This is a genomic window from Nocardia sichangensis (assembly GCF_047200615.1).
Classification (GTDB): Bacteria; Actinomycetota; Actinomycetes; order Mycobacteriales; family Mycobacteriaceae; genus Nocardia; species Nocardia sichangensis.
On sequence record NZ_JBJZOK010000034.1, the window covers coordinates 47,679 to 74,419 of the forward strand.

At 68.0% G+C, this 26,741-nt stretch carries 29 protein-coding genes and 2 pseudogenes; 15 read left to right on the plus strand and 16 right to left on the minus strand.

The genetic code is table 11. The features are described 5' to 3' along the window. Positions 1-8: 8 nt before the first annotated feature. From rpsG to hppD, 5 genes are all read right to left on the minus strand, one after another. A complete protein-coding gene (rpsG, locus tag ACL03I_RS33510; protein WP_014353063.1) occupies positions 9-479 on the minus strand; it encodes a 30S ribosomal protein S7 in 471 nt (156 codons plus the stop codon). A gap of 1 nt (position 480) precedes the next feature. Next, the gene (gene rpsL / locus ACL03I_RS33515; protein WP_039801925.1) at positions 481-855 is read right to left on the minus strand and encodes a 30S ribosomal protein S12; all 375 of its coding nucleotides are present in this window, start codon (positions 853-855) and stop codon (positions 481-483) included. A gap of 342 nt (positions 856-1,197) precedes the next feature. Further along, positions 1,198-1,755 carry a DUF3558 domain-containing protein gene (locus ACL03I_RS33520; RefSeq protein ID WP_355080019.1) on the minus strand — a complete coding sequence of 186 codons (558 nt, stop codon included), beginning with the start codon at positions 1,753-1,755 and terminating at the stop codon, positions 1,198-1,200. Between the two features lie 10 nt (positions 1,756-1,765). Further along, positions 1,766-2,293, minus strand: a complete 528-nt coding sequence (locus ACL03I_RS33525) for a DUF3558 domain-containing protein (RefSeq protein ID WP_364434744.1) — start codon at positions 2,291-2,293, stop codon at positions 1,766-1,768. 103 nt (positions 2,294-2,396) lie between these two features. Continuing rightward, positions 2,397-3,599 carry a 4-hydroxyphenylpyruvate dioxygenase gene (gene hppD / locus ACL03I_RS33530; protein ID WP_355080023.1) on the minus strand — a complete coding sequence of 401 codons (1,203 nt, stop codon included), beginning with the start codon at positions 3,597-3,599 and terminating at the stop codon, positions 2,397-2,399. Between the two features lie 157 nt (positions 3,600-3,756). On the opposite strand from hppD, the gene ACL03I_RS33535 reads away from it, so the two are divergent. Further along, complete coding sequence (locus tag ACL03I_RS33535; protein WP_355080025.1) at positions 3,757-4,281, plus strand: Lrp/AsnC family transcriptional regulator; 525 nt, start codon at positions 3,757-3,759, stop codon at positions 4,279-4,281. A gap of 10 nt (positions 4,282-4,291) precedes the next feature. Here the strand turns inward: ACL03I_RS33535 and ACL03I_RS33540 are convergent, their stop codons facing one another. Next, entirely contained in the window at positions 4,292-5,404 is a 1,113-nt protein-coding gene (locus tag ACL03I_RS33540; protein ID WP_412807967.1) for a winged helix DNA-binding domain-containing protein, read from the minus strand. Positions 5,405-5,421: 17 nt separating this feature from the next. Continuing rightward, positions 5,422-6,396 carry an NADPH:quinone oxidoreductase family protein gene (locus ACL03I_RS33545; protein ID WP_412807968.1) on the minus strand — a complete coding sequence of 325 codons (975 nt, stop codon included), beginning with the start codon at positions 6,394-6,396 and terminating at the stop codon, positions 5,422-5,424. A gap of 146 nt (positions 6,397-6,542) precedes the next feature. Between ACL03I_RS33545 and ACL03I_RS33550 the strand changes: the two genes are divergently transcribed. From ACL03I_RS33550 to ACL03I_RS33560, 3 genes are all read left to right on the plus strand, one after another. Then, complete coding sequence (locus tag ACL03I_RS33550) at positions 6,543-6,875, plus strand: type VII secretion target (RefSeq protein ID WP_355080031.1); 333 nt, start codon at positions 6,543-6,545, stop codon at positions 6,873-6,875. Beyond that, the gene (locus ACL03I_RS33555) at positions 6,872-8,005 is read left to right on the plus strand and encodes a transglycosylase SLT domain-containing protein (protein ID WP_355080033.1); all 1,134 of its coding nucleotides are present in this window, start codon (positions 6,872-6,874) and stop codon (positions 8,003-8,005) included. Before ACL03I_RS33550 ends, ACL03I_RS33555 begins: the two co-directional genes overlap by 4 nt. Before the next feature lie 222 nt (positions 8,006-8,227). Continuing rightward, positions 8,228-9,013, plus strand: coding sequence for an acyl-[acyl-carrier-protein] thioesterase (locus tag ACL03I_RS33560; RefSeq protein WP_355080035.1), 786 nt, complete (start codon positions 8,228-8,230; stop codon positions 9,011-9,013). A 366-nt stretch (positions 9,014-9,379) separates the two neighbouring features. Here the strand turns inward: ACL03I_RS33560 and ACL03I_RS33565 are convergent, their stop codons facing one another. Next, positions 9,380-11,050 (minus strand): FAD-dependent oxidoreductase, encoded by a 1,671-nt coding sequence (locus tag ACL03I_RS33565; RefSeq protein WP_412807969.1) that lies wholly within the window; start codon positions 11,048-11,050, stop codon positions 9,380-9,382. Positions 11,051-11,231: 181 nt separating this feature from the next. Between ACL03I_RS33565 and ACL03I_RS33570 the strand changes: the two genes are divergently transcribed. Further along, a complete protein-coding gene (locus ACL03I_RS33570; protein ID WP_355080039.1) occupies positions 11,232-11,723 on the plus strand; it encodes a SixA phosphatase family protein in 492 nt (163 codons plus the stop codon). 23 nt (positions 11,724-11,746) lie between these two features. Here the strand turns inward: ACL03I_RS33570 and ACL03I_RS33575 are convergent, their stop codons facing one another. Further along, complete coding sequence (locus ACL03I_RS33575; RefSeq protein WP_355080041.1) at positions 11,747-11,950, minus strand: hypothetical protein; 204 nt, start codon at positions 11,948-11,950, stop codon at positions 11,747-11,749. Positions 11,951-12,008: 58 nt separating this feature from the next. Between ACL03I_RS33575 and ACL03I_RS33580 the strand changes: the two genes are divergently transcribed. Beyond that, positions 12,009-12,380, plus strand: a complete 372-nt coding sequence (locus ACL03I_RS33580; RefSeq protein WP_355080043.1) for a glyoxalase superfamily protein — start codon at positions 12,009-12,011, stop codon at positions 12,378-12,380. Positions 12,381-12,390: 10 nt separating this feature from the next. On the opposite strand, the gene ACL03I_RS33585 is transcribed toward ACL03I_RS33580, so the two are convergent. Continuing rightward, positions 12,391-12,999 carry a TetR/AcrR family transcriptional regulator gene (locus tag ACL03I_RS33585; protein WP_355080045.1) on the minus strand — a complete coding sequence of 203 codons (609 nt, stop codon included), beginning with the start codon at positions 12,997-12,999 and terminating at the stop codon, positions 12,391-12,393. Positions 13,000-13,076: 77 nt separating this feature from the next. Between ACL03I_RS33585 and ACL03I_RS33590 the strand changes: the two genes are divergently transcribed. The 7 genes and pseudogenes from ACL03I_RS33590 to ACL03I_RS33615 all read left to right on the plus strand — a co-directional run bounded on the left by ACL03I_RS33590 (position 13,077) and on the right by ACL03I_RS33615 (position 17,790). Next, positions 13,077-13,961 carry an alpha/beta fold hydrolase gene (locus ACL03I_RS33590; RefSeq protein ID WP_412807970.1) on the plus strand — a complete coding sequence of 295 codons (885 nt, stop codon included), beginning with the start codon at positions 13,077-13,079 and terminating at the stop codon, positions 13,959-13,961. Positions 13,962-14,084: 123 nt separating this feature from the next. Then, positions 14,085-14,543: a MerR family transcriptional regulator gene (locus ACL03I_RS33595; protein ID WP_355080049.1), complete on the plus strand. Its 459-nt coding sequence runs from the start codon at positions 14,085-14,087 to the stop codon at positions 14,541-14,543. After that, the gene (locus ACL03I_RS33600) at positions 14,540-15,550 is read left to right on the plus strand and encodes an aldo/keto reductase (protein WP_412807971.1); all 1,011 of its coding nucleotides are present in this window, start codon (positions 14,540-14,542) and stop codon (positions 15,548-15,550) included. The genes ACL03I_RS33595 and ACL03I_RS33600 overlap by 4 nt, the downstream gene beginning before the upstream one ends. Positions 15,551-15,575: 25 nt before the next feature. Continuing rightward, on the plus strand, positions 15,576-15,869 hold the full coding sequence (locus tag ACL03I_RS33605) for a putative quinol monooxygenase (protein WP_355080053.1): 294 nt from the start codon (positions 15,576-15,578) through the stop codon (positions 15,867-15,869). 140 nt (positions 15,870-16,009) lie between these two features. Then, a pseudogene (locus ACL03I_RS39585) lies at positions 16,010-16,480 on the plus strand (carboxymuconolactone decarboxylase family protein); the annotation flags it as partial. 54 nt (positions 16,481-16,534) lie between these two features. Then, positions 16,535-16,804, plus strand: a pseudogene (locus tag ACL03I_RS39590) (GNAT family N-acetyltransferase); the annotation flags it as partial. Beyond that, positions 16,801-17,790 carry a pirin family protein gene (locus ACL03I_RS33615; RefSeq protein ID WP_355080057.1) on the plus strand — a complete coding sequence of 330 codons (990 nt, stop codon included), beginning with the start codon at positions 16,801-16,803 and terminating at the stop codon, positions 17,788-17,790. The pseudogene ACL03I_RS39590 and the gene ACL03I_RS33615, both read left to right, overlap by 4 nt. 208 nt (positions 17,791-17,998) lie before the next feature. Here the strand turns inward: ACL03I_RS33615 and ACL03I_RS33620 are convergent, their stop codons facing one another. Then, the gene (locus tag ACL03I_RS33620) at positions 17,999-18,475 is read right to left on the minus strand and encodes an SRPBCC family protein (RefSeq protein WP_412807973.1); all 477 of its coding nucleotides are present in this window, start codon (positions 18,473-18,475) and stop codon (positions 17,999-18,001) included. Then, complete coding sequence (locus ACL03I_RS33625) at positions 18,472-18,804, minus strand: ArsR/SmtB family transcription factor (protein ID WP_397281940.1); 333 nt, start codon at positions 18,802-18,804, stop codon at positions 18,472-18,474. The genes ACL03I_RS33620 and ACL03I_RS33625 overlap by 4 nt, the downstream gene beginning before the upstream one ends. Positions 18,805-19,103: 299 nt before the next feature. On the opposite strand from ACL03I_RS33625, the gene ACL03I_RS33630 reads away from it, so the two are divergent. Next, positions 19,104-19,727 carry a hypothetical protein gene (locus ACL03I_RS33630; protein WP_355080063.1) on the plus strand — a complete coding sequence of 208 codons (624 nt, stop codon included), beginning with the start codon at positions 19,104-19,106 and terminating at the stop codon, positions 19,725-19,727. Here the strand turns inward: ACL03I_RS33630 and ACL03I_RS33635 are convergent. Continuing rightward, positions 19,724-20,578, minus strand: a complete 855-nt coding sequence (locus tag ACL03I_RS33635; protein WP_355080065.1) for a helix-turn-helix transcriptional regulator — start codon at positions 20,576-20,578, stop codon at positions 19,724-19,726. The genes ACL03I_RS33630 and ACL03I_RS33635 overlap by 4 nt on opposite strands. 101 nt (positions 20,579-20,679) lie before the next feature. Between ACL03I_RS33635 and ACL03I_RS33640 the strand changes: the two genes are divergently transcribed. Continuing rightward, a complete protein-coding gene (locus tag ACL03I_RS33640) occupies positions 20,680-21,690 on the plus strand; it encodes an aldo/keto reductase (protein ID WP_355080067.1) in 1,011 nt (336 codons plus the stop codon). A gap of 242 nt (positions 21,691-21,932) precedes the next feature. Here the strand turns inward: ACL03I_RS33640 and ACL03I_RS33645 are convergent, their stop codons facing one another. From ACL03I_RS33645 to ACL03I_RS33655, 3 genes are all read right to left on the minus strand, one after another. Beyond that, positions 21,933-22,457 (minus strand): PaaI family thioesterase, encoded by a 525-nt coding sequence (locus ACL03I_RS33645; protein WP_355080069.1) that lies wholly within the window; start codon positions 22,455-22,457, stop codon positions 21,933-21,935. A gap of 78 nt (positions 22,458-22,535) precedes the next feature. Further along, the gene (locus ACL03I_RS33650; RefSeq protein WP_355080071.1) at positions 22,536-26,489 is read right to left on the minus strand and encodes a DNA-directed RNA polymerase subunit beta'; all 3,954 of its coding nucleotides are present in this window, start codon (positions 26,487-26,489) and stop codon (positions 22,536-22,538) included. Positions 26,490-26,591: 102 nt separating this feature from the next. Continuing rightward, the coding region (locus ACL03I_RS33655; RefSeq protein ID WP_412807974.1) for a hypothetical protein at positions 26,592-26,741 on the minus strand (150 nt) is incomplete at its 5' end.

The following is a 26,741-nucleotide window of genomic DNA, read 5'->3' on the forward strand; positions in this document are numbered from 1 at the left end:
GGCAGACGTCACCAGCGGTAGTGCGCGAAGGCCCGGTTGGACTCGGCCATCTTGTGGGTGTCCTCACGGCGCTTGACCGAGGCGCCGAGGCCGTTGCTGGCGTCGAGCAGTTCGTTGGCCAGACGCTCGACCATGGTCTTCTCCCGGCGCGCACGCGAGAAGTTGACCAGCCAGCGCAGGGCCAGAGTGTTGGCGCGGCCCGGACGGACCTCGACCGGCACCTGGTAGGTGGCGCCACCGACGCGGCGGGGCTTCACCTCCAGCGACGGCTTCACGTTGTCCAGCGCGCGCTTGAGGGTGACGACCGGATCGGTGCCGGTCTTCTCGCGCGCCTGCTCCAGCGCACCGTAGACGATGCGCTCGGCGGTGGACTTCTTGCCGTCCAGCAGGATCTTGTTGACCAGCTGAGTGACCAGCGGCGAACCGTAGACCGGGTCGTTGATCAGCGGACGCTTGGGTGCGGGGCCCTTGCGTGGCATATCAGCTCTTCTCCTTCTTGGCGCCGTAGCGGCTGCGGGCCTGCTTGCGGTTCTTCACACCCTGGGTGTCGAGCGAGCCGCGAATGATCTTGTAACGAACACCGGGGAGGTCCTTCACACGACCGCCGCGCACGAGCACCATCGAGTGCTCCTGCAGGTTGTGTCCCTCGCCCGGGATGTAGGCCGTGACCTCGACCGAGCTGGTCAGGCGAACACGCGCGACCTTGCGCAGCGCGGAGTTCGGCTTCTTCGGGGTCGTGGTGTACACGCGGGTGCACACGCCACGACGCTGCGGGCTCCCCTTCAGGGCCGCGGTCTTCGTCTTGGCGACCTTGTCGCGGCGACCCTTGCGGACCAGCTGGTTGATGGTTGGCATAGACCGGCTTTCCTTATTAGTTAACGCGGTGTGTGGACTTGGTGTCTGTTTTAAGTTCGCGGCGTTCCCGGGGCCCTTCGTGAAGACAAGCTTCCACTTCGAGGCCCGTCGTTCACGCCGCTGTCATCGAGCTTTCACTCGCACGTCCGGCCACGTTTCTCGCGTCCCGAGGTCGGGCGTGTCGCGCGCGGCGCGGAGCCCTTATTCCGGGCACGCTGGATTCGTCGGCCGCTCTCGCTGGCCTACGGTCACGCACGAACTTGCCCGCATGCTTCCGGGCACAGCGGTCCACGATACCCGTGGCCGGGACACAGGGTCAAAGTGGGTCGGTTCGAAGATCGTCTACCTGGCCAGGTTCAAGGTCATTTCCATCAGCTTCTTGGCCGCGTCGCACGGGTCGGGATGCGCCGAGCCGGGGCGGTAGTTGATCCACCAGCCGATCACGCCGTTGTCCGGCGCACTCGCCGTCACGCCGCAGGAATCAGGGTCCTTCGGCCTGCGTATCTGCAATGCCAGCGAACTCTGGATGGTGATGTTGGTGGTCTCGTAGCCGAGCTTGTTGTTCGTCTGCTTCTCGTTGCTCAGCGTCCCGTTCTCGTACCAGTTGAGCGTGGCCATCCCGTTGCCGCCGGGCGCGCCGATCAGATCCCACATGCACACCGCGCCGAAGAACGACTCGCTGACCGTGACGCCCTCGCCGACGGCCTTGCCGATCTGCTCCTCGGACAGGATCATGCATTCGCGCAGCAACTTGTCCAGCCTGGTGTTGACCGGCTGGCTTCCGCCCACCGGCTGCGGCGAACCGGGCACCACCTGACTACAGCCGCCCACGGACAGCGCCACCGCTACCGCCGCGGCGGCCACCGCGCCTCGCCCGCGCAGGACTCGTCGCACGTTCATGCCCTCCCCCTCACTGCATCCGCTGCAGAGTCAGCTCGGCGAGAGCACGGCTGCGGTCGCACGGGTTGCCGGAGCCCGTGCTGAAATTTCCGATGTTCGTCGACCATTCGAAGAAGTCGTCACCGAGTTGCACGGCGAGGTCGCAGATCTGTCCACTCGGATCCAAGGCGGCGAAACCCTCGCGCCCACCGACCTTTATCGGATCGGGGGCTCGGCCGTTCACGGTCACCCACGCCCGCTCACGCTCGATCGGACTCCCTCGATAGGAAGCGAAAGTGATACTGGCAGAACCGATGCCGGCCGACTGCCAATTGCAGCCGACGGCATTGCGGAAGACGCCGGAGATCCGGCCGAGCCCGCCAAGAGCGCGCACCTCGTCGTCGGTCACGTGCCCACACTCCCCGACGAACGGACCCATGGCCACCACTTTGGGCGCAGGCCGCGACGGACCGGGGTCCTCGGAGTCTCCGCTCGAACCGCAACCCGCCAGTGCGAGCACCAAGGCTGCCGCGGTCACGACCGCCGACTTGATCCGCATGGCAAGAACTCTACCGATTGCGCTCCGGGCGGACCGTCCGGCGAACACGGCCGGGCAGCGGTGCCCGCGACAGCCGGGCCGGCCATAGCTGCGCGAGCTCCGATTAAAGATTGCCCCGGGCTTGCTGTTCGCGTTCGATCGCCTCGAACAGAGCTTTGAAGTTCCCCTTGCCGAAACCGAGGGAGCCGTGGCGTTCGATGAGTTCGAAGAAGACCGTGGGGCGGTCGGTGAGCGGTCTGGTGAAGATCTGCAGCAAGTAGCCGTCCTCGTCACGGTCGACGAGGATGCCGCGCCGCTGGAGTTCTTCGACCGGGACGCGGACCCGGCCGATGCGGGCGCGCAATTCGGGATCCTCGTAGTAGGCCGTCGGCGTCTCCAGGAACTCGACACCCTCCCTGCGCAAAACGTCCACGCAACCGAGGATGTCGCCGGTGGCGAGCGCGATGTGCTGGACACCGGGGCCGCGGTAGAACTCCAGGTACTCATCGATCTGGGAGCGTTTCTTGCCGACGGCGGGCTCGTTGAGCGGGAACTTCACCCGATGGTTGCCGTTGGCGACGACCTTGCTCATCAGCGCCGAGTACTCGGTGGCGATGTCGTCGCCGACGAACTCGGCCATGTTGGTGAAACCCATGACGCGCCGATAGAACTCGACCCACTCGTCCATCCGCCCGAGTTCCACGTTGCCCACGACGTGATCGATCGCCTGGAACAACCGGTTGGGCGCGCCGTCGCGCCGCTGGTAGTTGGAGCGGCGGGCGACATAGCCGGGCAGGTAGGGCCCGAAATAGCCGGAACGGTCGACCAGGGTGTGCCTGGTGTCGCCGTAGGTAGCCAGCGCGGCCGAGCGGACCGTGCCGAAGTCGTCGGTCTCGTCGTGCGGTTCGACCAGGACGGTGGCGCCGTGGGTGCGCGCCCACGCCACACAGCGGTCGACGTCGGGCACTTCGAGCGCGATGTCCACCACGCCGTCGCCGTGTCGATTGTGATGGGCGGCCAGCGGACTGTCCGGGTGCACCGCTCCGGTGATCACGAAACGCGCCGCACCGCTACGCAGCACGAATGCCTTGTGGTCGCGATTGCCGGTCTCCGGACCGGAGTACGCCTCCAACCGCATGCCGAAGGCGGATTCCAGGAAGTGCGCGGTCTGGGTGGCGTTGCCCACCGCCCAGACCAGTGCGTCCCACCCGATGACCGGAAACGGGTCACCGCTGTTGTCGTGGTCCACCAGCCCCACGAGCGTGCGCAGCTCGCCGTCGCTGGGAACGGCGCCGGACCGGGTGTCCGGCAGGTGCTCGATGGTCATGTTCCAAGGAAATCGCCGGTTCCGTCGGCTAGGCAACAGCGCCGATTCCCGGTAGTCAGTGTGGCGAATTCGGCTAGGAAGTGGCGGGCCATGCTGGACAATTTGAATAGCATGAGCGGGCCGGGCAGCGAGCCCGGTGCGGCGAACGGAGGCCGGCATGGCGCGCACATCGGCGAAGCTCGACGAACTCGATCTCGCCATCCTGTCCGCGATGCACGAGTACCAGAAGGCGGGCATTCTCGAACTGTCCCGGCGGACCAGAGTGGCAAGGGCCACCGTGCAGTCCCGGATCGCGCGCATGGAGGAGTCCGGCGTGATCGCCTCCTACGACCCGCAGATCGATGTCACCGCCGCGGGGTTCGACGTGCAGGCCTTCGTCACGCTGGAGATAGCCCAGGGTGCGCTGGACGCGGTGGCCTCCGAGCTCGACGCCATCCCCGGCGTGCTGGAGGCCTACGCCACGACCGGCACCGGCGACGTGCTGTGCCGGATCGGGGCCGACTCGCACGCGGGGTTGCAGGCCGTGCTGCTGAGCATCGACCGGACCTCCTCGGTGGTGCGCTCGCACAGCGTCATCGTTCTTTCCACCGTGGTGTCCCGCCGGGCGCTGCCCCTGTTGCGCACATTGAGCCCGACCGGGACGACCAAAGCGCCCGCCTACCGACCAGCCCGCGAGCAGTGAGCGACCCCGGTCAGGGGCGCAGGCCGGCGTGCACGTCGAGGATTTCCACGCTGCCCTGCTTGTCCGCCTCCAAGAAGGCGAGCAGAGCATGCGCCTCCGCCTCGACATCCGCGCGCTCCGCCCCGGTCCAGTTCCGGGTCGGACTGATGCGGAGCCGGGCGGTTCCCGCGTTCGTGAAGATCTTGTACATGCCCGCGAGAAAGCCGTCGACCAGCACCGGCGAGACCTGAGCCGCGAAGGCGCGCAGCGGAGGGGCCGCGCCGTCGGGCACGATGCGGGTCCGATCCTGGTGCGACAGCAAGGCGTTGTCGTACCAGCCGAGCAGCCGCACCGGGGCGGGAACGTCCGGATCGGCAAGTTCACCGTCGGCGATGTCGTAGAGCGTCCGACCGCGCTCGTCGGTGTAGGTGCGCACCCGGTCGCCCAGTTCCGCGACGGCCTGCTTCATGCCGAGCAACTTCGACCAGGTCTGCATGTCCATGGTGCTCGCAGGCCCGAAAGCACGTAGATAGCGGAAGATCAACTCCGCCAAGGGATACGAGGGGTCCAGCGGCGCGCCCAACCAAGGCTCGACCCGCGACCAGATCGGCCTGCTGTTGTCCTTCCACTTGCCGCGCGGCGGGGTCTGCAACACCGGGAGCTGGTACAGCCAGGTCTGCAGCACCGCGCCAGGGTCGCGGTCGGGGTACAACTCGGCGGCGCGGGCGCGCAGGTCCGCCGCGGACATCGGCTCGTCGGCGAGCGCGGCTTCGCCGTGCCCGCGCACCTCCTCCGGATCCAGTCCGACCATGGCGCCGTAGTTGAAACCATTCCGGAACGGCACCTTCTCCAGTTCCGGCTGTATGTGCGGCGCGATCCGCACCGCGTCGGGCGGCGTGACCAGGTGAATGGTGCCGCGCATCAGGGTGATCCGGACCAACGACCGGTCCTCCAGCGCGTCCGAGACCGTCGCCGGATCGAAATCCGCTACGCGGCTCCACAATGCGACGAACGGCGGCAGCGAATCCTGCGCCTGCAACCCGACGAGATGGTCGCACATCTCGTGCACCGTCAACCGCGAGCGCTCGAGTAGATGCTGGCGAGCCAGCAGGGTCCGGTTCAGTACCCGGTTGGACAGCTTCATGACGCGGCCGGAATGCCTCAGCGCAGGGTGACCACGACCTTGCCGGTGGCCGTCCGGTTGTCCAGCGAGGCGACCGCATCCGCGGCCTTGTCCAGCGGGTACAGCACCGGCTCCGGCGGGGCGATCTTGCCGGAGGCCAGCAGCGGTTCCACCTCGGCCCACTGCTCCTGCAGATAGCCCGGATGCGACATCACCCACTCGCCCCACGCCGCGCCGGTCACCTCCACGTTCTTCAGCAGCAGCCGGTTGACCTTGACGGTCGGGATCTCCCCTGCGGTGAAGCCGACGACCAGCAACCGGCCCGCCGAGCCGAGCGACCGAACGCTGTCGGTGAAGCGGTCGCCGCCGACCGGGTCGAGCACGATGTCGACGCCGCGGCCGCCGGTCAGCTCCTTCACCGCCGCCAGCCAGCCGTCGGTCAGCACCACGTCGGTGGCCCCGTTGGCGCGCGCGACCTCGGCCTTCGCCTCGGTGCTCACCACGGCGATCACCCGGCCCGCCCCGAGCGCCGCCGCCATGCGCAGCGTCGAGGTGCCGATGCCGCCCGCGGCGCCGTGCACGAGCACCGTCTCACCTTCCGCCAGCCTGCCCCGGGTACGCAGGCAGAAGTGCACGGTGAGGTCGTTGAACAGAATGCCCGCGCCCGCCTCCAGCGAGACGTTGTCGGGGAGCCGGAACACCATCTGCGCGGGCGCGACGGCCGTCTCGGCCAGCGCGTTGCCCAGCATGGTCAGCGCGATCACCCGGTCACCCGGTCGCACGTGCGCGTCCTCGGGCGCTTCCCGGACGATGCCCGCGACCTCGCCGCCCACGACGAACGGCAGTTCGGGTTTCATCTGGTAGAGGCCGCGCGTCATCAGCACGTCCGGGAAGGCCACACCGGCCGCGTGCACGTCGATCACGACCCCGCCCGGGAAAGCCGCGGGCTCCGGAATATCCACGATCCGGATCGCTTCCGGGCCTTCCAGCTTGCTGACCTGGGCTGCGCGCATGTGCCGACCTCTCTGTCCTCGCACCGGCCTGATCCGCGGCCGGCGCCACACCGACAACATAACCGGCGCGGTCCGACGACGCCCGTCCGGACGCCCGATTTTGCTATGCTGGCCGCGACCTCGCGGTCGGGAGGGAAGGGGGATTCATGGTCGAGCAAAACCAATCGCAACCTGCGACGACGATGCAAGTCGATCCGGCGGCGCTGCGCTCGTTCGCGCAGACTCTCCGTACGGAGGCCACCTCGGTCGCCGACCTCGGCGGCGGCGAGAGTCTCGGTGCCGTCGTCGGGGCGCTGCCAGGCACCGAGTTCGGCCCTGCGGCCCAGCGCGCGAACGACGCCGCGCACCGCTGCCTGGAGCGGATCGGCTCGCGGCTCAGCACGATCGCCGACAACCTGCACAACGCGGCGGGAAAGTACGAGCTGGTCGAGGACGACTTCGCGGCGAAACTTCGCACCATAGGACTCCAGGTGCCATGACGCTCAGCATCCCAGACGTCGAGAACTGGCGGCCGGAGCAGCTCACGGCGGCGGGCGCGCTCGCCGAACGGATGTCGCAGGGCCTGGACACCGCGGTCGGCAAGGGCGCGGACGACACGAAAGCACTCGCCGACGCCGAGCAGTGGTCCGGTTCCGCCGGCAACGCCGCGAACGCCAGGATGCAGACCGAGAAGACCCGCGCTTCCGCGGTGAGCGCCGCCCTGCTCGAGCTGAAGACGGCGCTCACCACCCAGGTGCAGAACCTCGCCGAAGCGAAAGCCAAGGTATTGAGCCTGCGCGACGACGCGCTGAACCAGACGCCGCCGTTCGACGTCGCGCCCAACGGCACCGTGGACGCCAAGACGCGCATCGACTATCTGCGCTCGCACGCGGACAAAGCCGACGTCGAAGGGCTCGTCTTCCAGGAAGCACTACAGGCGGCCTCGCGGACGTGGGAGCTGACCAACGCCCTGAAGACCGCCGATGACGTGGCGAACCAAGCGAAGACGCAGGTCGAGAGCGCGGCCGGGAAACTGGAGGCGGCGTTCGCCGGGCTCGGCGAGCCCAGCGCGAACGTGCCCGCGGCCCCCACCACGCCCGCCGCCACCGCACCGGCCGCCGCATCGGGGACCCCCGTCGCCGCACCGTCGTCGCATCAATCGAGCCAGCTGACGTCCGGGCACCACAACTCCGGGTCGCCGCACGGCACCTCGTCGAGCACGCCGTATCACGGTGGTACGAGTTCGTCCGCGCCGTCGGGGCCCATGCCGACCGGTGACGTCGCGCAGTGGATCGCCGAGGCGAAGCAGAAGCTCATCGCGATGGGGTACGACCCAGCGCAGATCGATGAGCGGGCCATCGCGCTGATCATCGAGCACGAATCCGCGGGCAATCCATACGCGGAGAACCGCTGGGACAGCAACTGGGTGGCCGGGCATCCGTCGAAGGGTCTGATGCAGACCATCGACAGCACGTTCAACGCGTACAAGGCGCCGGGCCACGACGACGTCTGGAACCCGGTCGACAACATCATCGCCGGCGTGCGGTACTCGATCGACCGCTATGGTTCGCTCGGCAACGTCCCGGGTGTCGCTGCCGTGAACTCGGGCGGCGCGTACCAGGGGTACTGACCCCGCGCACGGCCATGCTTCCCGCCCGCCGAGCCGCCGCGACCGTGCGTCGGAGTCTCTCGCGCGCGCAAGACCCCGTTTTTGCTGGCCCAGATCCCCACAGACGGACTATTAAGGAGGTACGGACGGCTCGACGCGAGGGTGTGACGTACGCCCCGTAAAGTCGTCACAACAGCACCGCACGAAGAAAACGCGGCACACCGTGCAGCGCGAGGAGCACAAGTGTCACTCGATCAGCCACTCGCCCCGCTTCCCGAGGAGGGCATGGGCTTTGCTTCGGCGTGGCCCATCCGGGCTGGCGATGTGGATCCCTACGACCGGTTGCGGTTCGACGCCGTCGCCCGCTACCTGCAAGATATCGCCTGGGAAAACCTGCACAGCACGTTCTTCCACCGGTCGGACCCGAACTGGATCGTCCGGCGCACCGTCATCGACGTCATCCGGCCGATCCTGTGGCCGGACGACGTGCAGCTGCTGCGGTGGTGCTCGGCGATGTCCACCCGGTGGACCAATATGCGTGTGCGGATCACCAGCGGCAACGGCGGATTGATCGAGACCGAGGGCTTCTGGATCAATATCAGCGAGTCCACCGGCATGCCCGCGCGGATCAGCGACGAGGGCCTCGCCTACCTCGCCCGCACGTCCACCGAACACCGCCTGCGGTGGCGGCCCTACCTGACCGACGCCACACCGCCGGAGTCGGACACCGACTTACCGTTCCCGGTGCGGGCCACCGATATCGACCAGTACAACCACGTCAACAACGCCTGTTACTGGCAAGCGGTGGAACAGTTCCTGGTCGAATATCCCAAACTGCTCGCGGGTCCACACCGCGCGGTGATCGAATACGTGGCGCCGGTGCTGGCACGCCAGCACGTGAGCGTGCGCAGCCGGTACGAACCCGGGGATCGGACCGGCCAGCCGGTGTTGCGGCTGTGGTTCGTGGTCGGCGGGACCACCACGACCGTGGTCCGCATCATGCCCATTCCCGCCTCTCCGAGTATTTAGGCCGTACCAGTCGGGTGGCGCGGGATTTGCGTTCAGGTCCTGCGTCGAGTGCTACTCGGGTTTTGGGCGTACCCGGTGAGTTACCCATGTACTTGCGAAATCAGTAGGCTGCTCCGCGTCTCCGCCTCTTCAGGCCGTACTGGTCAGGGGCTCGGCAGTTGCGTTCAGGGCTTGCGTGGGTGCCGCTCGGGTTTTGGACGTACCCGACGAGCTATCCATGTGCCTGCGAAATCAGTCGGCCGGTTCTCGCAGAAGATCCACCTGGTCGGCGTCCTCGTTGGATCCAGCCGATGCTTGGGCCACGTCGGGGACCTGGGGATCGGAGCCGGTCGGGTCGCGGGGTGATCCGACCGGCGTCCTGGGTCGTCAGCCGCGGGCGGCTTTGAGCAGGTCTTCGCGGGTGGTGAACTTGACCCGCGGGCGGCCCGCGGACTTGCCCGCGGACTTTTCCGCCTGGTCGATCGCTCGCCAGCCCGCCCGGTCCACCAAGTCGGCCTGGCGCTCGGCGAGCAGCGCCTTCAGCGCGGCGCGGTCGGCCTGCGGCGCTGCGAGTTTGCCCGCGGTGAAGTCGGCGAGCAGCAGCTCCACCGTCTCCTCGGAGTCGGTTCGGTTGGAACCGATGACGCCGCGTGGTCCCCGCTTGATCCATCCGCTGACGTACACGCCGCTCAGCAGCGTCCCGTCGTCGCCGACGACCCGGCCGTGCTCGTTCGGCACGACGCCGCGCCGCTCGTCGAACGGCAGCTCGCCGATCCGCTCGCCGCGGTAGCCGATCGAGCGCAGCACCAGCGAAGTCTCGATGCTCTCGGTGCGGTCGGTCGGGCGCGCCACGAGCTGACCGTCGTCGTCGAACAACTCGTTGTGCACGATCTCGATGGACTCCACCCGATCGGTGCCGGTCAGCGCGGTGGGCGAGGTCAGATAGCGGAAGACGATCCGCTTGTTGCCCTCGGCCCTGCGACCGCCCGCGTACTCCTTGGCCAGGGTGTACTTCAAGGCCAGCGACGGCTCCACCTGCGGGTCGTCCACGAGCGCCTGGCTGGCGTGGTCGAGTTCCAGGTCGGCCTCCTCCACGACGACGTCGACGCCCTTCAGATGCGCGAGCGCGAGGAACTCCGGCGAGGTGTAGGCCGCCTGGAGCGGGCCGCGCCTGCCGAGCACGACGACCTCACGGATATTGCTCTGCCGCAAAGCATCCAGCGCGTGATCGGCGATGTCGGTCTTGGCGAGTTCGTCCGGATCGACGGTCAGCACGCGCGCCACGTCCAAGGCGACGTTGCCGTTGCCGACGATCACGGCGCGCTCACCGGACAGATCGAAGGTCCGGTCGGCGTAGTCGGGATGGCCGTTGTACCAGGCGACGAACTCGGTGGCGGAGTGGCTGCCCGGCAGGTCCTCGCCCGGGACGCCCATCTTGCGATCGCTCGAGGCGCCGACCGCGTAGATCACGGCGTGGTGGTGGCGCAGCAGTTCCTCGTGCGAGATGTGCGTGCCCACTTCGACATTCAGGTAGTACTGCAGGGTCTCGCGGCGGAACGCGGACTCGAACATGCCCGAGACCGTCTTGGTGCCCGGATGGTCGGGCGCGACGCCCGCACGCACCAGACCCCACGGGGTGGGCAGCCGGTCGAACATCTCGACTTCCACGTCGGCCCTGCGCAACAGTTCGTCCGCCGCGTAGCAGGCCGCGGGCCCGGCGCCGACGATCGCGACGCGCAGGGTGCCCAGCTCCTTCGGCGGACGCGAGGGCGTGACGATCGGATCGAAGTTGGATTCCAGCGGATGCCGTTGGAAATAGGCGGCATTGATGTCGCGGAATCGCGCCAGCGAAGCGGTCAGGTCGTCCTCGGAGAAGATGGCCTCCACCGGGCACGCGTCGACACAGGCGCCGCAGTCGATACAGGTGTCGGGATCGATGTAGAGCATCTCGGTCGTCGCGAACTCCGGCTGGTCCGGAGTGGGACGGATGCAGTCGACCGGGCACTCGGAGACGCAGCTGGCGTCGTTGCAACAACGCTGCGTGATTACGTAGGCCATATTGTGCTGATCCTCGAAGAAGTACGTGGGCTGTGGCCACCCAGGGGTTGTGGTGGACAGATGAGCGGCGTCCGTCACGTCCGCCGCGAGGGTCGCCCGCGGGAGCACGTGATGTGATGCCGCTTTCAGTTTGCCTCGAGTGTGGTCGGGACCTCTCGCCCGGAGGGCTTACCGTATCTCCATGGCGCGGACTCTGATCCTCATGCGGCACGGCAAATCGGCCTATCCGGACGGCGTCGACGACCACGAGCGACCGCTGGCGCCGCGAGGCAGGCGCGAGGCCGGACTCGCGGGTGAGTGGCTGCGCGCGACCCAGCCGCCGATCGATGCCGTGCACTGTTCCACGGCCACCCGCACCAGGCAGACGCTGTCCGCGACCGGCATCACCGCGCCGGTGGTCTTCGAACCGGGGATCTACGAGGCCACGCCGGAAACGCTGATCGAGCTGGTCCGCCTCAGCGCCGACGACGTGGCGACACTGCTGGTGGTCGGCCACGCGCCGGGCATGCCGTGGACGGCTTGGGAGCTGGCGAGCAATCGCGACAGCGCCCCCGCGGTCGAACTCAGCCGGAAGTTTCCGACTTCGGCGCTCGCGGTACTGCGCTTCGACCGCGACTGGGCGGACGTCGATCCGGGTACCGGAGAGCTGGTGCAATTCCACATCCCGCGCTGACCGCACGCGATCCGGACGCGCGGTCAGCGCAGTAATCTGCCGCCGACCACGACGACCGCGCCGAGCACGAGCAGCAGCGCGAACGCGGCGAGTCCCCCGAACAACCACCACACCACGCCCAGCGCGAGCGCGAACGGCGCGACCGCTATCGCGGTGATCACCGGGCTTTCCTTGACCGTCGCCCAGGCCGAACGAGCCCTGATCCGGTCGATGTCCTTTCCAGGCATGTGCCCAGGGTAGGCCGGAATCCGGGACTTTGTCGGTGCACGATGGAATGCTCGCCGGATGGATTGGAAAATCGAACTCGTCGCCATTCCGGTGACCGATGTCGACCGCGCCAAGGACTTCTACACCAAGATCGGCTTCAACGCCGACCACGATCACCGGGTGAACGAGAACCTGCGCTTCGTTCAACTGACCCCGCCCGGTTCCGGATGCTCGATCTGTCTCGGTGAGGGCATCACCGACGCGGAACCCGGCAGCGTCCGAGGCATGCAGATCGTGGTCGCCAGCGCCGACGACGCCTACCAGCAGTTGATCGCCGCCGGTGTGGACGCCGCGCCGGTCGAGGACCTCGCCTGGGGGCGGTTCACCTACTTCGCCGATCCGGACGGCAATAAATGGGCCGTCCAGCAGCTGCCCGATTACAGCAGCTGACCGGCGCGCGTCAGTCCGCCCGGAGCACCCCCGCCCGGGCGGCCAGCGCCGCCGTACGCGCCGCGCGCTCGGCCACCGCGTCGTCGACCGGCTCGCCGGTGACGAGCATGCGGTAGTAGATCGGAGCGGCTGCCAACCGGATCACCTCCGCCGGATCGGTGTCGGGGTGCACCTCACCGCGTTCGAGCGCGCGCCGCACGATGACGACCACCTCCGCGAAGCGGTTCTCGAACAGCAGGGAGAACGTGGCGCGAGCGGACGGATCCCTGGTCGCGGCCACCACCATCGCGTACAGCCAGTGCTCCGCCACCGGATTCCGATACACCTCGACCACGGCGCGGGCGAAGTCGATGAGATCGCGTTCGAAGTCCCCGGTGTCCGGCGTGACGATGCCCGTGCCGACATCCATCCCGGCCTCGAGGATCACGCGATCCAGGCCGCCCCAGCGCCGGTACAAGGTGGACACCGCGACGCCGGCTCGCGCGGCGATCTTCTCCAGACTTGTTCCCGCGTAGCCATTCTCGACCAGTTCCGTCAGCGTCGCCGCGAGCACGGCCCGCTTCGTGCGCGCCGTCCTTCCGCCCGGGCGGACCGCACCGGGCCTGATCTCCTCTGCCATCGAACAGCTTTCCCTTGCGTCGATCCGTCAGCCCTGCCACGATCTTAATGCAAACTTCTTCTCGTTTAGGTGGTCCTGTGAACATCGCCAAGGTCTCGCACCGGTTCGTCGAGGTCGACGGCGTGCGCGTCTTCTATCGCACGGCCGGACCGGCCGACGCGCCCACGCTTCTCCTGCTGCACGGATTCCCATCCGCTTCCCACCAGTTCCGCAGGCTCATCGACGCGCTCGGCGACCGCTACCACGTGGTCGCGCCGGACTACCCGGGCTTCGGACACACCGAGGCGCCCGCCGACTTCCCCTATTCGTTCGACTCGCTCGCCGACGTCCTGGAGGGTTTCGTCGAGGCGCTCGGCCTGACCTGGTTCGTCATGTACGTCTTCGACTTCGGCGGCCCGGTCGGGTTCCGGCTGGCCACCAGGCAACCGGACCGCATCGCGGGCTTGGTGATCCAGAACGCCAACGCCTACGCCGAAGGGTTGTCCGAACTGGCGCGCCAGACCGTCGCCAACCGGCCGGGCGTGCCCGGCGCCGAGGACAACATCCGGCAGATCCTCACCCTGCCGGTGACCCAGAGCCAATACCTGGGCGGCACCACCGATTCCGAACTCGTCGCACCCGACGGATGGGTGCTCGACCAGTACTTCCTGGACCGCCCCGAGCGGCAGCGGGCACAGATCGCGCTCGGCTTGGACTACCACTCCAATGTCGAGCTCTACCCTGTTTGGCAGCGCTGGCTGCAGTCGCACCGCCCACCCACATTGATCGTCTGGGGAAGAAACGACGCCTTCTTTCCCGAGCCGGGCGCGCACGCCTACCTCCGCGACCTACCGGACGCCGATCTGCACGTTTTCGATACCGGCCATTTCGCGCTCGAGGAGTTCCTCCCGGAGATCGCCCCGCTGGTCGCCGACTTCGTCGACACCGTCGCGCGACAGGACGCGAAGCCGGTCTCGCGGTGACGGCGACAGCCGGGAGAAACAACCGGAGAATGGGTCTTGCTTGGAGTGCACTCCAGGTGATTAGCGTCGTCAGTGTTCAACGAGAAGGGCGAGTGCAGTGAACGAGCGTCAGCGAGTGAAGTCATGAGTGAAACCGCGTTTCCGGTGACCGCGAGTGACGACCGGGAGCTGCCGCGGTATTCGATCGGCGAGGTGTCCGAGCGATCGGGGCTGAGCCGGGATACGTTGCGCTGGTACGAACGGATCGGGCTGATGGACTACATCGGCCGGGACCACTCCGGCAAGCGCCGGTTCAGCGACCGGGATCTCGAATGGCTGGCGCTGATCGGGCGGCTGCGCACGACCGGCATGTCGGTGGCGGACATGGTTCGCTACGCCGAGCTGGTGCGGACGGGAGACGCCACGCTCCCCCAGCGGCTGGAGATGTTCCGGGACACCCGCGCCGAGGTACTCGCCAAGATCGATGAACTCCGTCAGACCCTGGCCGTGTTGGACCACAAGATCGCCCTGTACGAGGGCAAAGTCGAGACAGCTCCCCCGGCCATGGTCACCGCGCACGACAGCGAAGGAATCAAGCTATGACGAGCACGGACAGCCTGCCCACCACCACCCTGGGAACCAGCGGCATCGAGGTGGGGACGCAGGGTCTGGGCTGCATGGGCATGAGCGAGTTCTACGGGCCCAGCGATCTCACCGAATCAAGGGCGACCCTGGATCAGGCGCTGGAACTGGGTGTCACTCTGTTCGACACCGCCGATGTCTACGGCTCCGGGCACAACGAGGAATTCCTCAGCGATTTCTTCGGCGCCGAGCGCGACCGGCTGGTGATCGCCACCAAGTTCGGCATCGTCCGCAAGGCCGACGACCCGGCCTTCCGAGGGTTCGACAACTCCCCCGCCTACATCCGCGCCGCGGTGGAGGGCAGCCTGCGCAGGCTGCGGGTCGACACCATCGATCTGTACTACATGCACCGCAAGGACCCCGCCGTGCCGATCGAGGACACGGTCGGCACGATGGCGGAATTGGTGCGGGAGGGCAAGGTGCGCGCGCTCGGATTGTCCGAGGTGACGGGCGCCGAACTGCGGGCGGCGCACGCGGTGCACCCGATCGCGGCCGTGCAGTCGGAATGGTCGCTGTTCTCCCGGGACGTCGAACGCACCGTGGTGCCCGCCGCGGCGGAGCTGGGTGTGACCTTCGTGCCGTACTCGCCGCTTGGTCGCGGCTTCCTGACCGGATCGTTCACCGGCACCGCCGACAGGAGCGATTTCCGTTCCACGATGCCGCGCTTCACCGGCGAGAACGCGGCGCGCAATGCCGAACTGCTCGACCCGCTGCGGGCCATCGCCGAGGCACGCGGCATCACCCTGGCGCAGGTGGCCCTGGCCTGGGTGCACGCACAGGCCGCTGTGCGCGGCCTCGCAGTGGTCCCGATCCCCGGCACGCGCAGCCGCACCCGGCTCGCCGACAACGTGGCCGCCGCGACCATTTCGCTCACCGCCGACGAACTGGCGACACTGGAGCCGATCGCGAGCCGGGTGACCGGCACCCGGTACGCGGACATGTCGTTCACGTCGGCGGGCCGCGAATAACCCACCACGAGATCAGGAGACGCTCATGTCGACGTTGACGCTCAACGTCCGCTTCACCGCCAAGCCGGGTCGCGAGGCGGAGTTGAAGGACCTGTTGCAAGGCATGATCCAACCGACGCTCGCCGAGGACGGTTGCGTCCGATACGAGCTCTACCTGCATCCCACCGACCAGAGCCGGATGGTGCTGCTCGAGGAGTGGGCCGACGAGGACGCCTTGGCCGCGCACTTCCAGACGCCACACCTGAAGGCCCTGGCGACGGCGTTGCAGGACGTCCTGGTCGAACCGTTCCAGCTGCGACGGTTCACCGAGATCGGATGAGCGCGGCGGTGGTCCGGGGTCGCGTGCGGGCCCGGCCCACCACGGACTCCTTCCCTACCACGCGCTTCCCCGGACCGAAGTCCGTTTCTCCGGCGGCGCGGTCTGCGCCGTTCACCGGCGGCCGCTAACATCCCATGAATATGAGCCCCGAAGCCCCGCGAGATCGCGTCTGGATCGACAAACGGACGCCCATCGCGTTCCGCGCACTGAACGGCGTCGCGAGCGAGGTCAGGGCCGCCGCCGCGGCCGTGGGGCTGGATCGCCGGATCATCGAACTGATCAATCTGCGCGTCTCCCAGATCAACGGTTGTGCGTACTGCCTCGACGTGCACTACCGGGCGGCCTTGGCGGCCGGGGCTACCGAGCAGGAGATCGCGGTGCTGCCCGGCTGGCGGCGCGGCGGCACGTACCCGCCCTTCGAGCAGGCCGTGCTCGCGATCGCGGAAGTGACGGCGACGCTCCCGGACGAGCACGTCATCGAGCGTGAGTACGCTTTTGCTCGCCGGTATCTGACGGATGACCAGCTGTCCGTCGTCATCTGGGTGGCCACCACGATCGGCGCGTTCAACCGGGTCTCGATTCTCAGCAGGCATCCGGTTCGCGCACGGAAGGAGAAGGGAACCATGACCGAATCGGCTTCGGAGTCCAAGGTCGTCCGCAACGACGAGCGGCATCGCTACGAGGTGTTCTACGGCGGGGAGCTGGCCGGCTTCGCCGACTACGAGGAACGCGACGACGAGACGGTGTTCACGCACACCGAGGTCGACGGCGCGTTCTCCGGGAAGGGCCTCGGCTCGGTCCTGGCCAAGAGCGCGATCGAGGACGTCGTGGAGCGGGGGCGGGTGATCCGGCCGGTGTGCCCGTTCATCAAGGCGTACCTGGACAAGCACCCCGACTACGACAAGCACGTGATCGGCAAGGGCGTCGATCGGTGAGTGACCTGGATCCGCGCCCGGCTGAGACGCTGTGTGAACCCGCGCCCGGCCCCGGCCCGGTCGCGGAGCGTTATCCGGCCCGCGAGGTGCCACTCGGCGGCGTGCGCGGTGTGTACGTCGAACGGGTGCTGCCCCAGCGCGATCTGCCCACCGTCGGCGCGTGGTGTTTTCTCGACCACTTCGGCTCGCCGACGGTCACCAAGACCGGCGCGCCGCCGGACATCGATCCGCATCCGCACATCGGCCTGCAAACGGTGACCTGGCCGTTCGAAGGCCGTATCCGGCACCGCGACTCGGTCGGGTCGGACGTGGAGATCGAACCCGGTCAGCTGAACCTGATGACGTCCGGGCGCGGCATCGCCCATTCCGAGTACGCCGTGCCCGGCGCGCCCGCCGGACACGGCTTGCAGCTGTGGATCGCCCTGCCGGGCCACCGCACCGGCATCGCGCCGCATTTCGAGCAGCATCGCGAACTGCCGGTCGTCGAAGCGCCCGGCCTGCGAGCGATCGTGCTGATCGGGTCGCTGGCCGGGAAGACCTCGCCCGCCATCGCCTACACACCCATCGTCGGCGCCGATGTGCGGCTCGAGCCGGGAGCCGATGTCGCTCTCCCGCTCGACCCTCGTTTCGAGCACGCTGTGCTGGTGATCGAGGGCGAGGTGACCGTCGCGGGCGACGAACTCGCGGCTGGACCGCTGCTGTACCTGGGCACCGGCCGTGACGAACTCCAGCTCACCAGTTCCGGCGGCGCGCACGTCGCGCTGATCGGCGGGGAGCCGTTCGGCGAGGAACTGGTGATGTGGTGGAACTTCGTCGGCCGCAGCCACGAGGACATCGTCGCCGCCCGCGCCGATTGGGAGAATCACGACGTCAGCCGGTTCGCCGACATCGCGGGCCACACCCCGGGGCAGCGCATTCCCGCGCCGCCCCTGCCCGGACTGCATCTGAAGCCGCGCAAGCGCCGGATCGGCCCGGCCAGGGACTGAACCGCGCCGCGATCTCATCCGGCTCCGCCCGGCGGCCCCGCTGTTGTCAGCACCGCCACCTGTTGAGGATTGCCGCCGCCACCGTCCCGAGCCGGACGGCCGTTCGCGTCGGTAGACGCGCCTGGATCGGCCGCCGATTCCCCTGACACGAGATGGCGCACCCCGCGCTTCGGCTCCGCTCACGCGACCGGAACCGAAGCGTACGGTCTCAGCCTCGGGCGAGCAGTGCGTCCAGTGCGCGGTAGCTCTCGTTGAGCCCGGACTCCATGCCCGACTGGAGCATCCCGTCCCGTTCCTGCGGCGTGTGGAACTGGCTGTCGGTGACCACCTTGGTGCGGCCGTCGCCGAGATCGACGAAGCTGACGCTGTCGATGGCCACGTGGGCGGGCATACCGTCCCACTCGAAGGAGTACACGATGCGCTCCTGCGGGGTGATCTCGCGGAAGCGGCCCTCGAAGCCGTGCGTCTCCCCCTCGGCGTGCTCGACGAAACGCCAGTGCCCGCCGGCACGAAACTCCCAGCGCTCGATGTCGAGCCGGTTGCCGCGACCCCACCACTGGGCGAGCTGTTCGATCCTGCTGTAGGCGGCCCACACCCGCTCGCGCGGGGCGTCGAAGACCCGCTCGATGTGGATCGCGCGGTCGGTGTCGGCCGTGATGACAGCGTCGTTCGTGGTTGTGCTCATCGCTCCTGCTCCGTTCGTCCGAGGAATTCGCCGAGACGATCCAGCCGCGCTTCCACCATCCGCCGGTAGCCCTGCATCCAGGCCACTTCGCGGTCGAAGACGTTCTCGCCGAGGCGGCAGTACCGCACCCGGCCGCGCTTCTCCGTCACCACCATGCCCGCCGCCTCCAGCAACTGGACGTGCTTCTTGATGCCGGTGAGCGTCATCTCGAAGCGCTCCGCCAGTTCGCTGACGGTCGCGGGCCCACTGCCGAGGCGTTCGAGGATGCCACGCCGAGTGGGATCCGCGAGCGCTCCGAAGGAGGCGTCCAAGAAGTCATACTGAACCATCTAGTTCAGTGTTGCGCAGCACGGCGCGGACGTCAAGAGGGAATCGCATCGCCCGGATCCGGCAACTCGACCGACGGTCGGCCGAGAAACCACGACCCGGCGGCCGACCCGACGACGCCGGGGCCGAAGCCCGCCCCGGCGACCGATTCCCGCTTTACAGGCACTCGCCGGCGAAGTGCGACAGATACTTTCGCCGCCGCAATCGGTGATGAACTGTCGCTCAACCCTTCTGATCGAGCCCGTCGAGCGGTATCTTGTCCGGACGAACCGGACACGGGGCGGGACACGGAAAGAGCACGATGAGGATCATCCAATTCACCGCGACCACTCTGGTTGCGCTGGCGGCCACCGCACTCACCACGAGCGCCGCGCACGCGCAGCCCGCGCCCGCCGACGCGCCGCTCGACCTGCACGGCACGTTCCACCAGGTCGCCTACGAGGTCGCCGCCAGCGAGGATCGCCGTGCTGCGGTGGCGACCCTCCAGGACGGAACGTTCGAGCTGACCCACGACGACCGGGTGGTGACGGTCGCCGATCGCGACGGCCAGGTCGTCGCCGCGCTGCCGATGACGCTGCGCATCGGGGACCAGCGCGTGTCCCTGCGGCCCGTACTCGAGGACGCGGGACATCGGCTCACCGTCGCGCCGATCGCCATGGCCGACGCGCCGCTGCGCGACGTCAGCGCCCAGGAGCGGTTCTACGCCGAGGCCGAGAAGGTCATGCCGACCATCCTGGCGGGCGCGGGGATCGGCGCCGCCATCGGCTTCATCGTCGGATTCCCGCTCGGCCTGTTCGTGATCGACTTCATCACGGTGCCCGTCGCCGCGGTCGCGGGCGCCGCGATCGGCGCGATGGCCGGGTACGTCATCGGCGGTGGACAGCCCGCCGTCGACGCGGCGCTCGAGTACGTCACCGCGCCCTAGTCGAGCCGGTCGACGGGCGTCAACTGCTGCGTGCCGATCACCCGCAGCAGGTCCAGCTTCTCGGCCGCGTCCGTGCCGGGGCGCGGGAGGTAGACCAGCAGGCGCTGGGCGGAGTTGGGTGTGAGCAACGTTTCGCAGACCATGTCGATCAGCCCGACCTGCGGATGCAAGATGCGCTTGATATCCGAAAGCCGCACGGCTACTTCGTGTTCGTTCCAGAGCCGGTCGAACTCGACGCTCGCGGAGCGTAGTCGCGCGACGAACTCGATCACGTCCGAATCGGCCGCCCGGCGCGCGGCCGTGGCACGCAGATCCGCGACGTGATGGCGGCTGAGCCGGTCCCAATCCTCCTCCGGGAAGGTCGCGCGCGCGGACGGGTCGGTGAACCAGCGGTAGGCGTAGTACCGGTCCCAGCCGCGCCGTTCGCCGTGATCGCCGACCAGCAAGGTGTGCATCCGGTTCTGCACGAGCACCTCGCCGAGATCGGTGACGACCGTGGCCGCGGTGTCGTCGAGCTTGGCGAGCAAGTGCATCAGGCCGGGGCCCACGTGCTTGTCGGTCGTCTCGCGGCCCGGCGGGGCGTGGTCGCACAGATGGTAGAGGTGGTCGCGTTCGTCGTTGTCGAAACGCAGGGCGCGCGCGAGCGACGCGAGCACCTGGGTGGACGGACGCGGACCGCGTGACTGCTCGAGCCGGGTGTAGTAGTCGGTCGAGATGCCCGCGAGCAGGGCGACCTCGTCGCGGCGCAGCCCCGGCGTGCGCCGCCGGATGCCGGGCGGCAATCCCACGTCGGCGGGCGTGAGCTGCTCCCGGCGACGGCGCAGGAAGTCGGCGAGTTCGGGGCGGTCCATGGTTTTCACTGTCCCCCGAAACGGCGTGCTCAGCCAGGGATCGCCGCTCCCCCGATAAACGATCTCTCCCGCGGTGGTCCCGCACGGTTCAGGCTGGTCCCATGACGACAACGAAGATCGACGAAGTGCGGCTGGGAGCCACCGGTCCGACCGTCAGCCGGATCGGCCTCGGCGCTATGAGCATGTCCGGCGCGTACGGCACGACCGACGACGCCGAATCGACCGCGACCATCCATGCGGCGCTGGACTCCGGCGTCAACCTCATCGACACCGGGGATTTCTACGGCGCGGGCCACAACGAGATGCTGATCGGCAAGGCCATCGCCGAACGTCCTCGCGAGGACCTGGTGCTGAGCGTGAAGTTCGGCGCGCTGCGCGGCCCTGACGGCGGTTTCGTCGGCATGGACAACCGTCCCGCCGCGCTGCGCAATTTCCTGGCCTACAGCCTCCAGCGGCTCGGCGTCGACCACATCGACATCTACCGACCCGCCCGGCTGGATCCGGACGTGCCGATCGAGGACACCGTCGGCGCCATCGGCGAGCTGATCGAAGCCGGATACGTCCGCCATGTCGGCCTGTCCGAGGTCGGCCCGGAAACCATCCGGCGCGCGGCGGCCGTGCATCCCATCGTGGACTTGCAGATCGAGTATTCGCTGATCTCGCGGGGCATCGAGGAGCGCATCCTGCCCGTCTGCCGCGAGCTCGGCATCGGCGTCACGGCCTACGGCGTGCTCTCACGCGGTCTGCTCAGCGATGCGATCCAGCCCGGCGCCACCTTCGACCCGACCGATTTCCGCGCGCACAGCCCACGCTTCCAGGGCGAGAACCTGGACCGGAATCTGGAGCTGGTCCGCGCGCTGAACGAGATCGCGGCGCGCAAGGACGCCTCGGTGGCGCAACTGGCCATCGCCTGGGCACTGACCCGCGGCGCGGACATCGTGCCGCTCATCGGCACCCGCCGACGCGGACGCTGGGCGGAAGCTGTTCGCGCCCTTGATCTTTCGCTAACCGACGAGGAGCTGTCCACCATCGAGTCGGCCGTGCCCGCAGACCGAGTCGCGGGGGAACGCTACGCCACGGCACAGATGGCGATGCTCGACAGCGAGCGGTGAGGTCACGTCCGGAGCGCGGCCGCGCCCCGGACCACCCGTGCCCGGACCCCCGATGCCGAAATCGACGGCAGCGGCACGGCGAGGGACGCGAGTCCCGACGGCCTCGCCGCGACTGCGGTCCGGGCGACCCCCACTATTCCGCTGTTCTCCAGAAGAACCGGCGTGCGTGCGTCCGCGCGCCCGGCCCGCGGTGCCGGTCACTCACCGTGGAGCACGGTAGCTCCGAGCATCTCCGGGCGCGATCACGTCCGGCGCGGACGCAGCACGGCCGTGAACACCGCTGCGGCCACGGTCTTTCCGGTGGCGTCGGCGATATCCACCGGAACTTCGAGTTCGAGCGGCACTTTCGCCTCGATGTCCGCACGCATCTTCGCCAGCGTCTCGCCGGAGAACGCGGAAGTAGCTCGGAACGGCCCCGCTTCCCCTTTCGCCCGGGCTTTGTACTCGATGCGCCCGTCTTTGGCGACGATGAACGTATCCCCCATCAGGTCCACGATTCCCGACACCGACGCGCCCATCGCGGCGGTCTCCGCCATCCCGAACAACACGGCGGCGTGCAGATCCCCGTTGTGGTTCAGGTGTTCCGCCCGCGGCACGACCGACACCACATTGCGCCCCGCCGCGAACTCCTCCCATTCCACCCCCGCGTACTGGATGAACCCCAGCTTCCGGAACCCGGCCACCACCAGATCCGCCAACGCCACGCCGTCCACCGCCACCTCCAGGAGCAGAACTGAAACCTGTTCTACTTTTACTGGCTTCCCCACCGGTTGTCCACCGCGCGCGAAACGAATCCGGCCCCCGCTCCAGAACGGAGCGGGGGCCGGATGCTTACGGCTGACGGATCAGCGGTAGTCGCTGAAGCCGTAGTCGTCGAGCGGAACCGCGGCGCCGGTGGTCTGACCGAAGCTGTCCGGGCTGTAGTAGGTGTCGTCGTAGGACGGCACCGCGTACGCGGCGGCACGGGCTTCCTCGGTCGGCTGCACCTGGATGTTGCGGTAGCGGTTGATACCGGTACCGGCCGGGATCAGCTTGCCGATGATCACGTTCTCCTTGAGGCCGATGAGCTTGTCGGAGCGGCAGTTGATCGCCGCGTCCGTCAGGACTCGGGTGGTCTCCTGGAAGGACGCCGCTGACAGCCACGAGTCGGTGGCCAGCGACGCCTTGGTGATACCCATCAGCACCGGGCGACCCGCCGCGGGCTCGGCGCCCTCGGCGACGACGCGACGGTTCGCGGCCTCGAACTCGGCGCGCTCGGTGAGCGAGCCGGGCAGGAATTCCGTGGCGCCCGAGTCGATGATCGTCACGCGACGCAGCATCTGGCGCACGATGACCTCGATGTGCTTGTCGTGGATCGACACACCCTGCGAGCGGTAGACCTCCTGGACCTCGTGGACCAGATGGACCTGAACCTGCCGGGGGCCCATGATGCGCAGCACCTCGTGCGGATCCGCCGCGCCTTCCAGCAGCTGCTGGCCGACCTCGACGTGGTCACCGTCGGAGAGCAGACGCTCGGTGCCGTCGTCGTGCTTGAACACACGCAGACGCTGCCGCTTCGAGAGCTTGTCGTAGACAACCTCTTCGCCACCGTCATCCGGGATGATGGTGATCTTGTAGAAGCGATCGTCGTCCTCCAGCCGCACGCGACCGGAGACCTCCGCGATGGGCGCCTTGCCCTTCGGCACGCGCGCCTCGAACAGCTCCTGCACACGAGGCAGACCGCCGGTGATGTCGTCACCCGCGACACCACCCTGGTGGAAGGTACGCATGGTCAGCTGGGTACCGGGCTCACCGATGGACTGCGCGGCGACGATACCGACGGCCTCACCGATGTCGACCAGCTTGCCGGTCGCCATCGAGCGGCCGTAGCAGGTCGCGCACACGCCGGTGCCGGTGGTGCAGGTCAGCACGGAGCGGACCTTCACCTCGGTGATACCCGCCTCGAGCAGCGCCTCCAGCGCCGGGTCGCCGAGGTCGGCGCCCTTGCCCACGATGACGTTGCCCTGCGCGTCGAGCGCGTCGGACGCGAGCGTGCGCGCATAGGTGGAGGTCTCCACGTGCGCGTCGCGGATGATCGAGCCGTCGAGCTGCTTCTCCGCGATCGGCACCACGATGCCGCGCTCGGTGCCACAGTCGTGCTCGCGCACGATGACGTCCTGCGAGACGTCCACCAGACGACGGGTCAGGTAACCCGAGTCGGCGGTGCGAAGCGCGGTGTCGGCCAGACCCTTACGAGCGCCGTGGGTGTTGATGAAGTACTCCAGAACCGTCAGGCCCTCACGGAAGGAGGACTTGATCGGCCGCGGGATGAACTCACCCTTCGGGTTCGTCACCAGGCCCTTCATACCGGCGAGGGTACGGGTCTGGGTGAAGTTACCCGTGGCGCCCGAGTCGACGATCGTGATGATCGGGTTGTCGGCCGGGTAGTGCGCGCGCAGCGCCTTACCGACCTCCTCGGTCGCCTCCTGCCAGATCTTGACCAGGGCGTTGTTGCGCTCCTGGTGATCGAGCGCACCACGCTGGTACTTCTTCTCGATCTGATCCGACTGCGCCTCGTAGCGCTCCATGATCTCGGCCTTCTCCGGCGGCACGAGCACGTCGGACATGGAGACCGTCACGCCGGAACGCGTGGCCCAGTAGAAGCCCGCGTCCTTGAGCTTGTCGACGGTCTGCGCGACCACGATCATCGGGTAACGCTCGGCGAGATCGTTGATGATCGTCGCCTGGCGCTTCTTGGGCATCTGCTCGTTGATGAACGCGTAGTCCACCGGCAGCAGCTCGTTGAACAGCACCCGGCCCAGCGTGGACTCGATGGTCCACGCGTCGCCGCGGCGCCAGCCCTCCGGGAACAGCTCGGCCTCGATCTCCTTCGGCGGACGCTGGTCGGTCAACCGGACCTTGATCAGCGAACGCACGGTGAGCTCACCGCGGTCCACCGCCATCTGCGCCTCGGCGGGCGAGGAGTACACGCCCTGCTCCGGACCGTCCTGAGTGGCCGGCTGGTAGGAACCCTTCGCGCCCTCTTCCAGACGGGTCAGGTAGTACAGGCCGGTCACCATGTCCAGACGCGGCATGGCCAGCGGGCGGCCCGAGGCGGGCGACAGGATGTTGTTCGACGACAGCATCAGCACGCGAGCCTCGGCCTGCGCCTCCGCCGACAGCGGCAGGTGCACGGCCATCTGGTCACCGTCGAAGTCGGCGTTGAACGCTTCACAGACCAGCGGGTGCAGCTGGATGGCCTTGCCTTCCACCAGCTGCGGCTCGAAGGCCTGGATACCGAGACGGTGCAGGGTGGGCGCGCGGTTGAGCAGCACGGGGTGTTCGGCGATGACCTCTTCGAGGACGTCCCACACCTGCGGTCGCTGCCGCTCCACCATCCGCTTGGCCGACTTGATGTTCTGCGCGTGGTTCAGGTCGACCAGGCGCTTCATCACGAACGGCTTGAACAGCTCCAGCGCCATCAGCTTGGGCAGACCGCACTGGTGCAGCTTCAGCTGCGGACCGACGACGATGACCGAACGGCCCGAGTAGTCGACGCGCTTACCGAGCAGGTTCTGACGGAAGCGGCCCTGCTTGCCCTTGAGCAGATCGGACAGCGACTTGAGCGGACGGTTGCCCGGTCCGGTGACCGGACGGCCGCGGCGGCCGTTGTCGAACAGGGCGTCGACCGACTCCTGCAGCATCCGCTTCTCGTTGTTGACGATGATCTCGGGCGCGCCGAGGTCGATCAGTCGCTTGAGGCGGTTGTTGCGGTTGATCACGCGACGGTACAGGTCGTTCAGGTCGGAGGTGGCGAAGCGGCCACCGTCGAGCTGGACCATCGGGCGCAGCTCCGGCGGGATCACCGGAACGGCGTCGAGCACCATGCCCATCGGCGAGTTGCCGTTGGCCTGGAACGCCGCGACGACCTTGAGCCGCTTGAGCGCGCGCAGCTTCTTCTGGCCCTTGCCGGTGCGGATGGTCTCGCGCAGCGACTCGGCCTCGGCCTCGATGTCGAAGCTCTCCATCAGCTTCTGGATGGACTCCGCGCCCATCGCGCCGGTGAAGTACTCGCCGTAGCGGTCGACCAGCTCGCGGTAGAGCACCTCGTCGACGATGAGCTGCTTGGGCGCCAGCTTGGTGAAGGTGTTCCAGATCTCCTCCAGCCGGTCCAGCTCACGCTGGGCACGGTCGCGGAGCTGGCGCATCTCCCGCTCGCCGCCGTCCTTGACCTTGCGGCGGACGTCGGACTTGGCGCCTTCGGCCTCCAGCTCGGCCAGGTCGGCCTCGAGCTTCTGAGCGCGGGCCTCGAGGTCGGCGTCGCGCTGGTCGGCGACCGCCTTCTTCTCGACCTCCATCTCGGCCTCGAGCGTGGACAGCTCGTTGTGCCGCAGCTCCTCGTCGACCGCCACGATGACGTAGGCGGCGAAGTAGATGATCTTTTCCAGATCCTTCGGCGCCAGGTCGAGCAGGTAGCCCAGGCGCGAGGGCACGCCCTTGAAGTACCAGATGTGGGTGACCGGAGCGGCCAGCTCGATGTGGCCCATGCGCTCGCGGCGCACCTTGGCGCGAGTCACCTCGACGCCACAGCGCTCACAGATGATGCCCTTGAAGCGGACGCGCTTGTACTTGCCGCAGTAGCACTCCCAGTCCCGGGTGGGACCGAAGATCTTCTCGCAGAACAGGCCGTCCTTCTCCGGCTTGAGCGTGCGGTAGTTGATGGTCTCCGGCTTCTTCACCTCGCCGTAGGACCACTGACGGATGTCTTCGGCGGTGGCCAGGCCGATCCGGAGTTCATCGAAGAAGTTGACGTCTAGCACGTAACTTCCTTTCCCCTGTGCGGGTCGAATTCGAGCAAAAGTTCACTAGTTGGGTAATCCGTTGCGGGAGGCCGGATGCCGTGACGGCATCCGGCCGACCGCCTAGTTCGCCAGATCGTCGACGGTGGCGGCTTCGTTCCTCGACAGGTTGATGCCGAGGTTCGCCGCGGCGCGCTCCAGGTCCTCGTCCTCGCCTTCGCGCAGCTCGATCGCGGCGCCGTCGGACGACAGCACTTCGACGTTGAGGCACAA

Excerpts from the sequence above, each read along its gene's own strand:
- rpsG (WP_014353063.1), bottom strand. The coding sequence starts at position 479 with ATGCCACGCAAGGGCCCCGCACCCAAGCGTCCGCTGATCAACGACCCG.
- rpsL (WP_039801925.1), bottom strand. The coding sequence starts at position 855 with ATGCCAACCATCAACCAGCTGGTCCGCAAGGGTCGCCGCGACAAGGTC.
- ACL03I_RS33520 (WP_355080019.1), bottom strand. The coding sequence starts at position 1,755 with ATGAACGTGCGACGAGTCCTGCGCGGGCGAGGCGCGGTGGCCGCCGCG.
- ACL03I_RS33525 (WP_364434744.1), bottom strand. The coding sequence starts at position 2,293 with ATGCGGATCAAGTCGGCGGTCGTGACCGCGGCAGCCTTGGTGCTCGCA.
- hppD (WP_355080023.1), bottom strand. The coding sequence starts at position 3,599 with ATGACCATCGAGCACCTGCCGGACACCCGGTCCGGCGCCGTTCCCAGC.
- ACL03I_RS33535 (WP_355080025.1), top strand. The coding sequence starts at position 3,757 with ATGGCGCGCACATCGGCGAAGCTCGACGAACTCGATCTCGCCATCCTG.
- ACL03I_RS33540 (WP_412807967.1), bottom strand. The coding sequence starts at position 5,404 with ATGAAGCTGTCCAACCGGGTACTGAACCGGACCCTGCTGGCTCGCCAG.
- ACL03I_RS33545 (WP_412807968.1), bottom strand. The coding sequence starts at position 6,396 with ATGCGCGCAGCCCAGGTCAGCAAGCTGGAAGGCCCGGAAGCGATCCGG.
- ACL03I_RS33550 (WP_355080031.1), top strand. The coding sequence starts at position 6,543 with ATGGTCGAGCAAAACCAATCGCAACCTGCGACGACGATGCAAGTCGAT.
- ACL03I_RS33555 (WP_355080033.1), top strand. The coding sequence starts at position 6,872 with ATGACGCTCAGCATCCCAGACGTCGAGAACTGGCGGCCGGAGCAGCTC.
- ACL03I_RS33565 (WP_412807969.1), bottom strand. The coding sequence starts at position 11,050 with ATGGCCTACGTAATCACGCAGCGTTGTTGCAACGACGCCAGCTGCGTC.
- ACL03I_RS33570 (WP_355080039.1), top strand. The coding sequence starts at position 11,232 with ATGGCGCGGACTCTGATCCTCATGCGGCACGGCAAATCGGCCTATCCG.
- ACL03I_RS33575 (WP_355080041.1), bottom strand. The coding sequence starts at position 11,950 with ATGCCTGGAAAGGACATCGACCGGATCAGGGCTCGTTCGGCCTGGGCG.
- ACL03I_RS33580 (WP_355080043.1), top strand. The coding sequence starts at position 12,009 with ATGGATTGGAAAATCGAACTCGTCGCCATTCCGGTGACCGATGTCGAC.
- ACL03I_RS33585 (WP_355080045.1), bottom strand. The coding sequence starts at position 12,999 with ATGGCAGAGGAGATCAGGCCCGGTGCGGTCCGCCCGGGCGGAAGGACG.
- ACL03I_RS33595 (WP_355080049.1), top strand. The coding sequence starts at position 14,085 with ATGAGTGAAACCGCGTTTCCGGTGACCGCGAGTGACGACCGGGAGCTG.
- ACL03I_RS33600 (WP_412807971.1), top strand. The coding sequence starts at position 14,540 with ATGACGAGCACGGACAGCCTGCCCACCACCACCCTGGGAACCAGCGGC.
- ACL03I_RS33605 (WP_355080053.1), top strand. The coding sequence starts at position 15,576 with ATGTCGACGTTGACGCTCAACGTCCGCTTCACCGCCAAGCCGGGTCGC.
- ACL03I_RS33620 (WP_412807973.1), bottom strand. The coding sequence starts at position 18,475 with ATGAGCACAACCACGAACGACGCTGTCATCACGGCCGACACCGACCGC.
- ACL03I_RS33625 (WP_397281940.1), bottom strand. The coding sequence starts at position 18,804 with ATGGTTCAGTATGACTTCTTGGACGCCTCCTTCGGAGCGCTCGCGGAT.
- ACL03I_RS33630 (WP_355080063.1), top strand. The coding sequence starts at position 19,104 with ATGAGGATCATCCAATTCACCGCGACCACTCTGGTTGCGCTGGCGGCC.
- ACL03I_RS33635 (WP_355080065.1), bottom strand. The coding sequence starts at position 20,578 with ATGGACCGCCCCGAACTCGCCGACTTCCTGCGCCGTCGCCGGGAGCAG.
- ACL03I_RS33640 (WP_355080067.1), top strand. The coding sequence starts at position 20,680 with ATGACGACAACGAAGATCGACGAAGTGCGGCTGGGAGCCACCGGTCCG.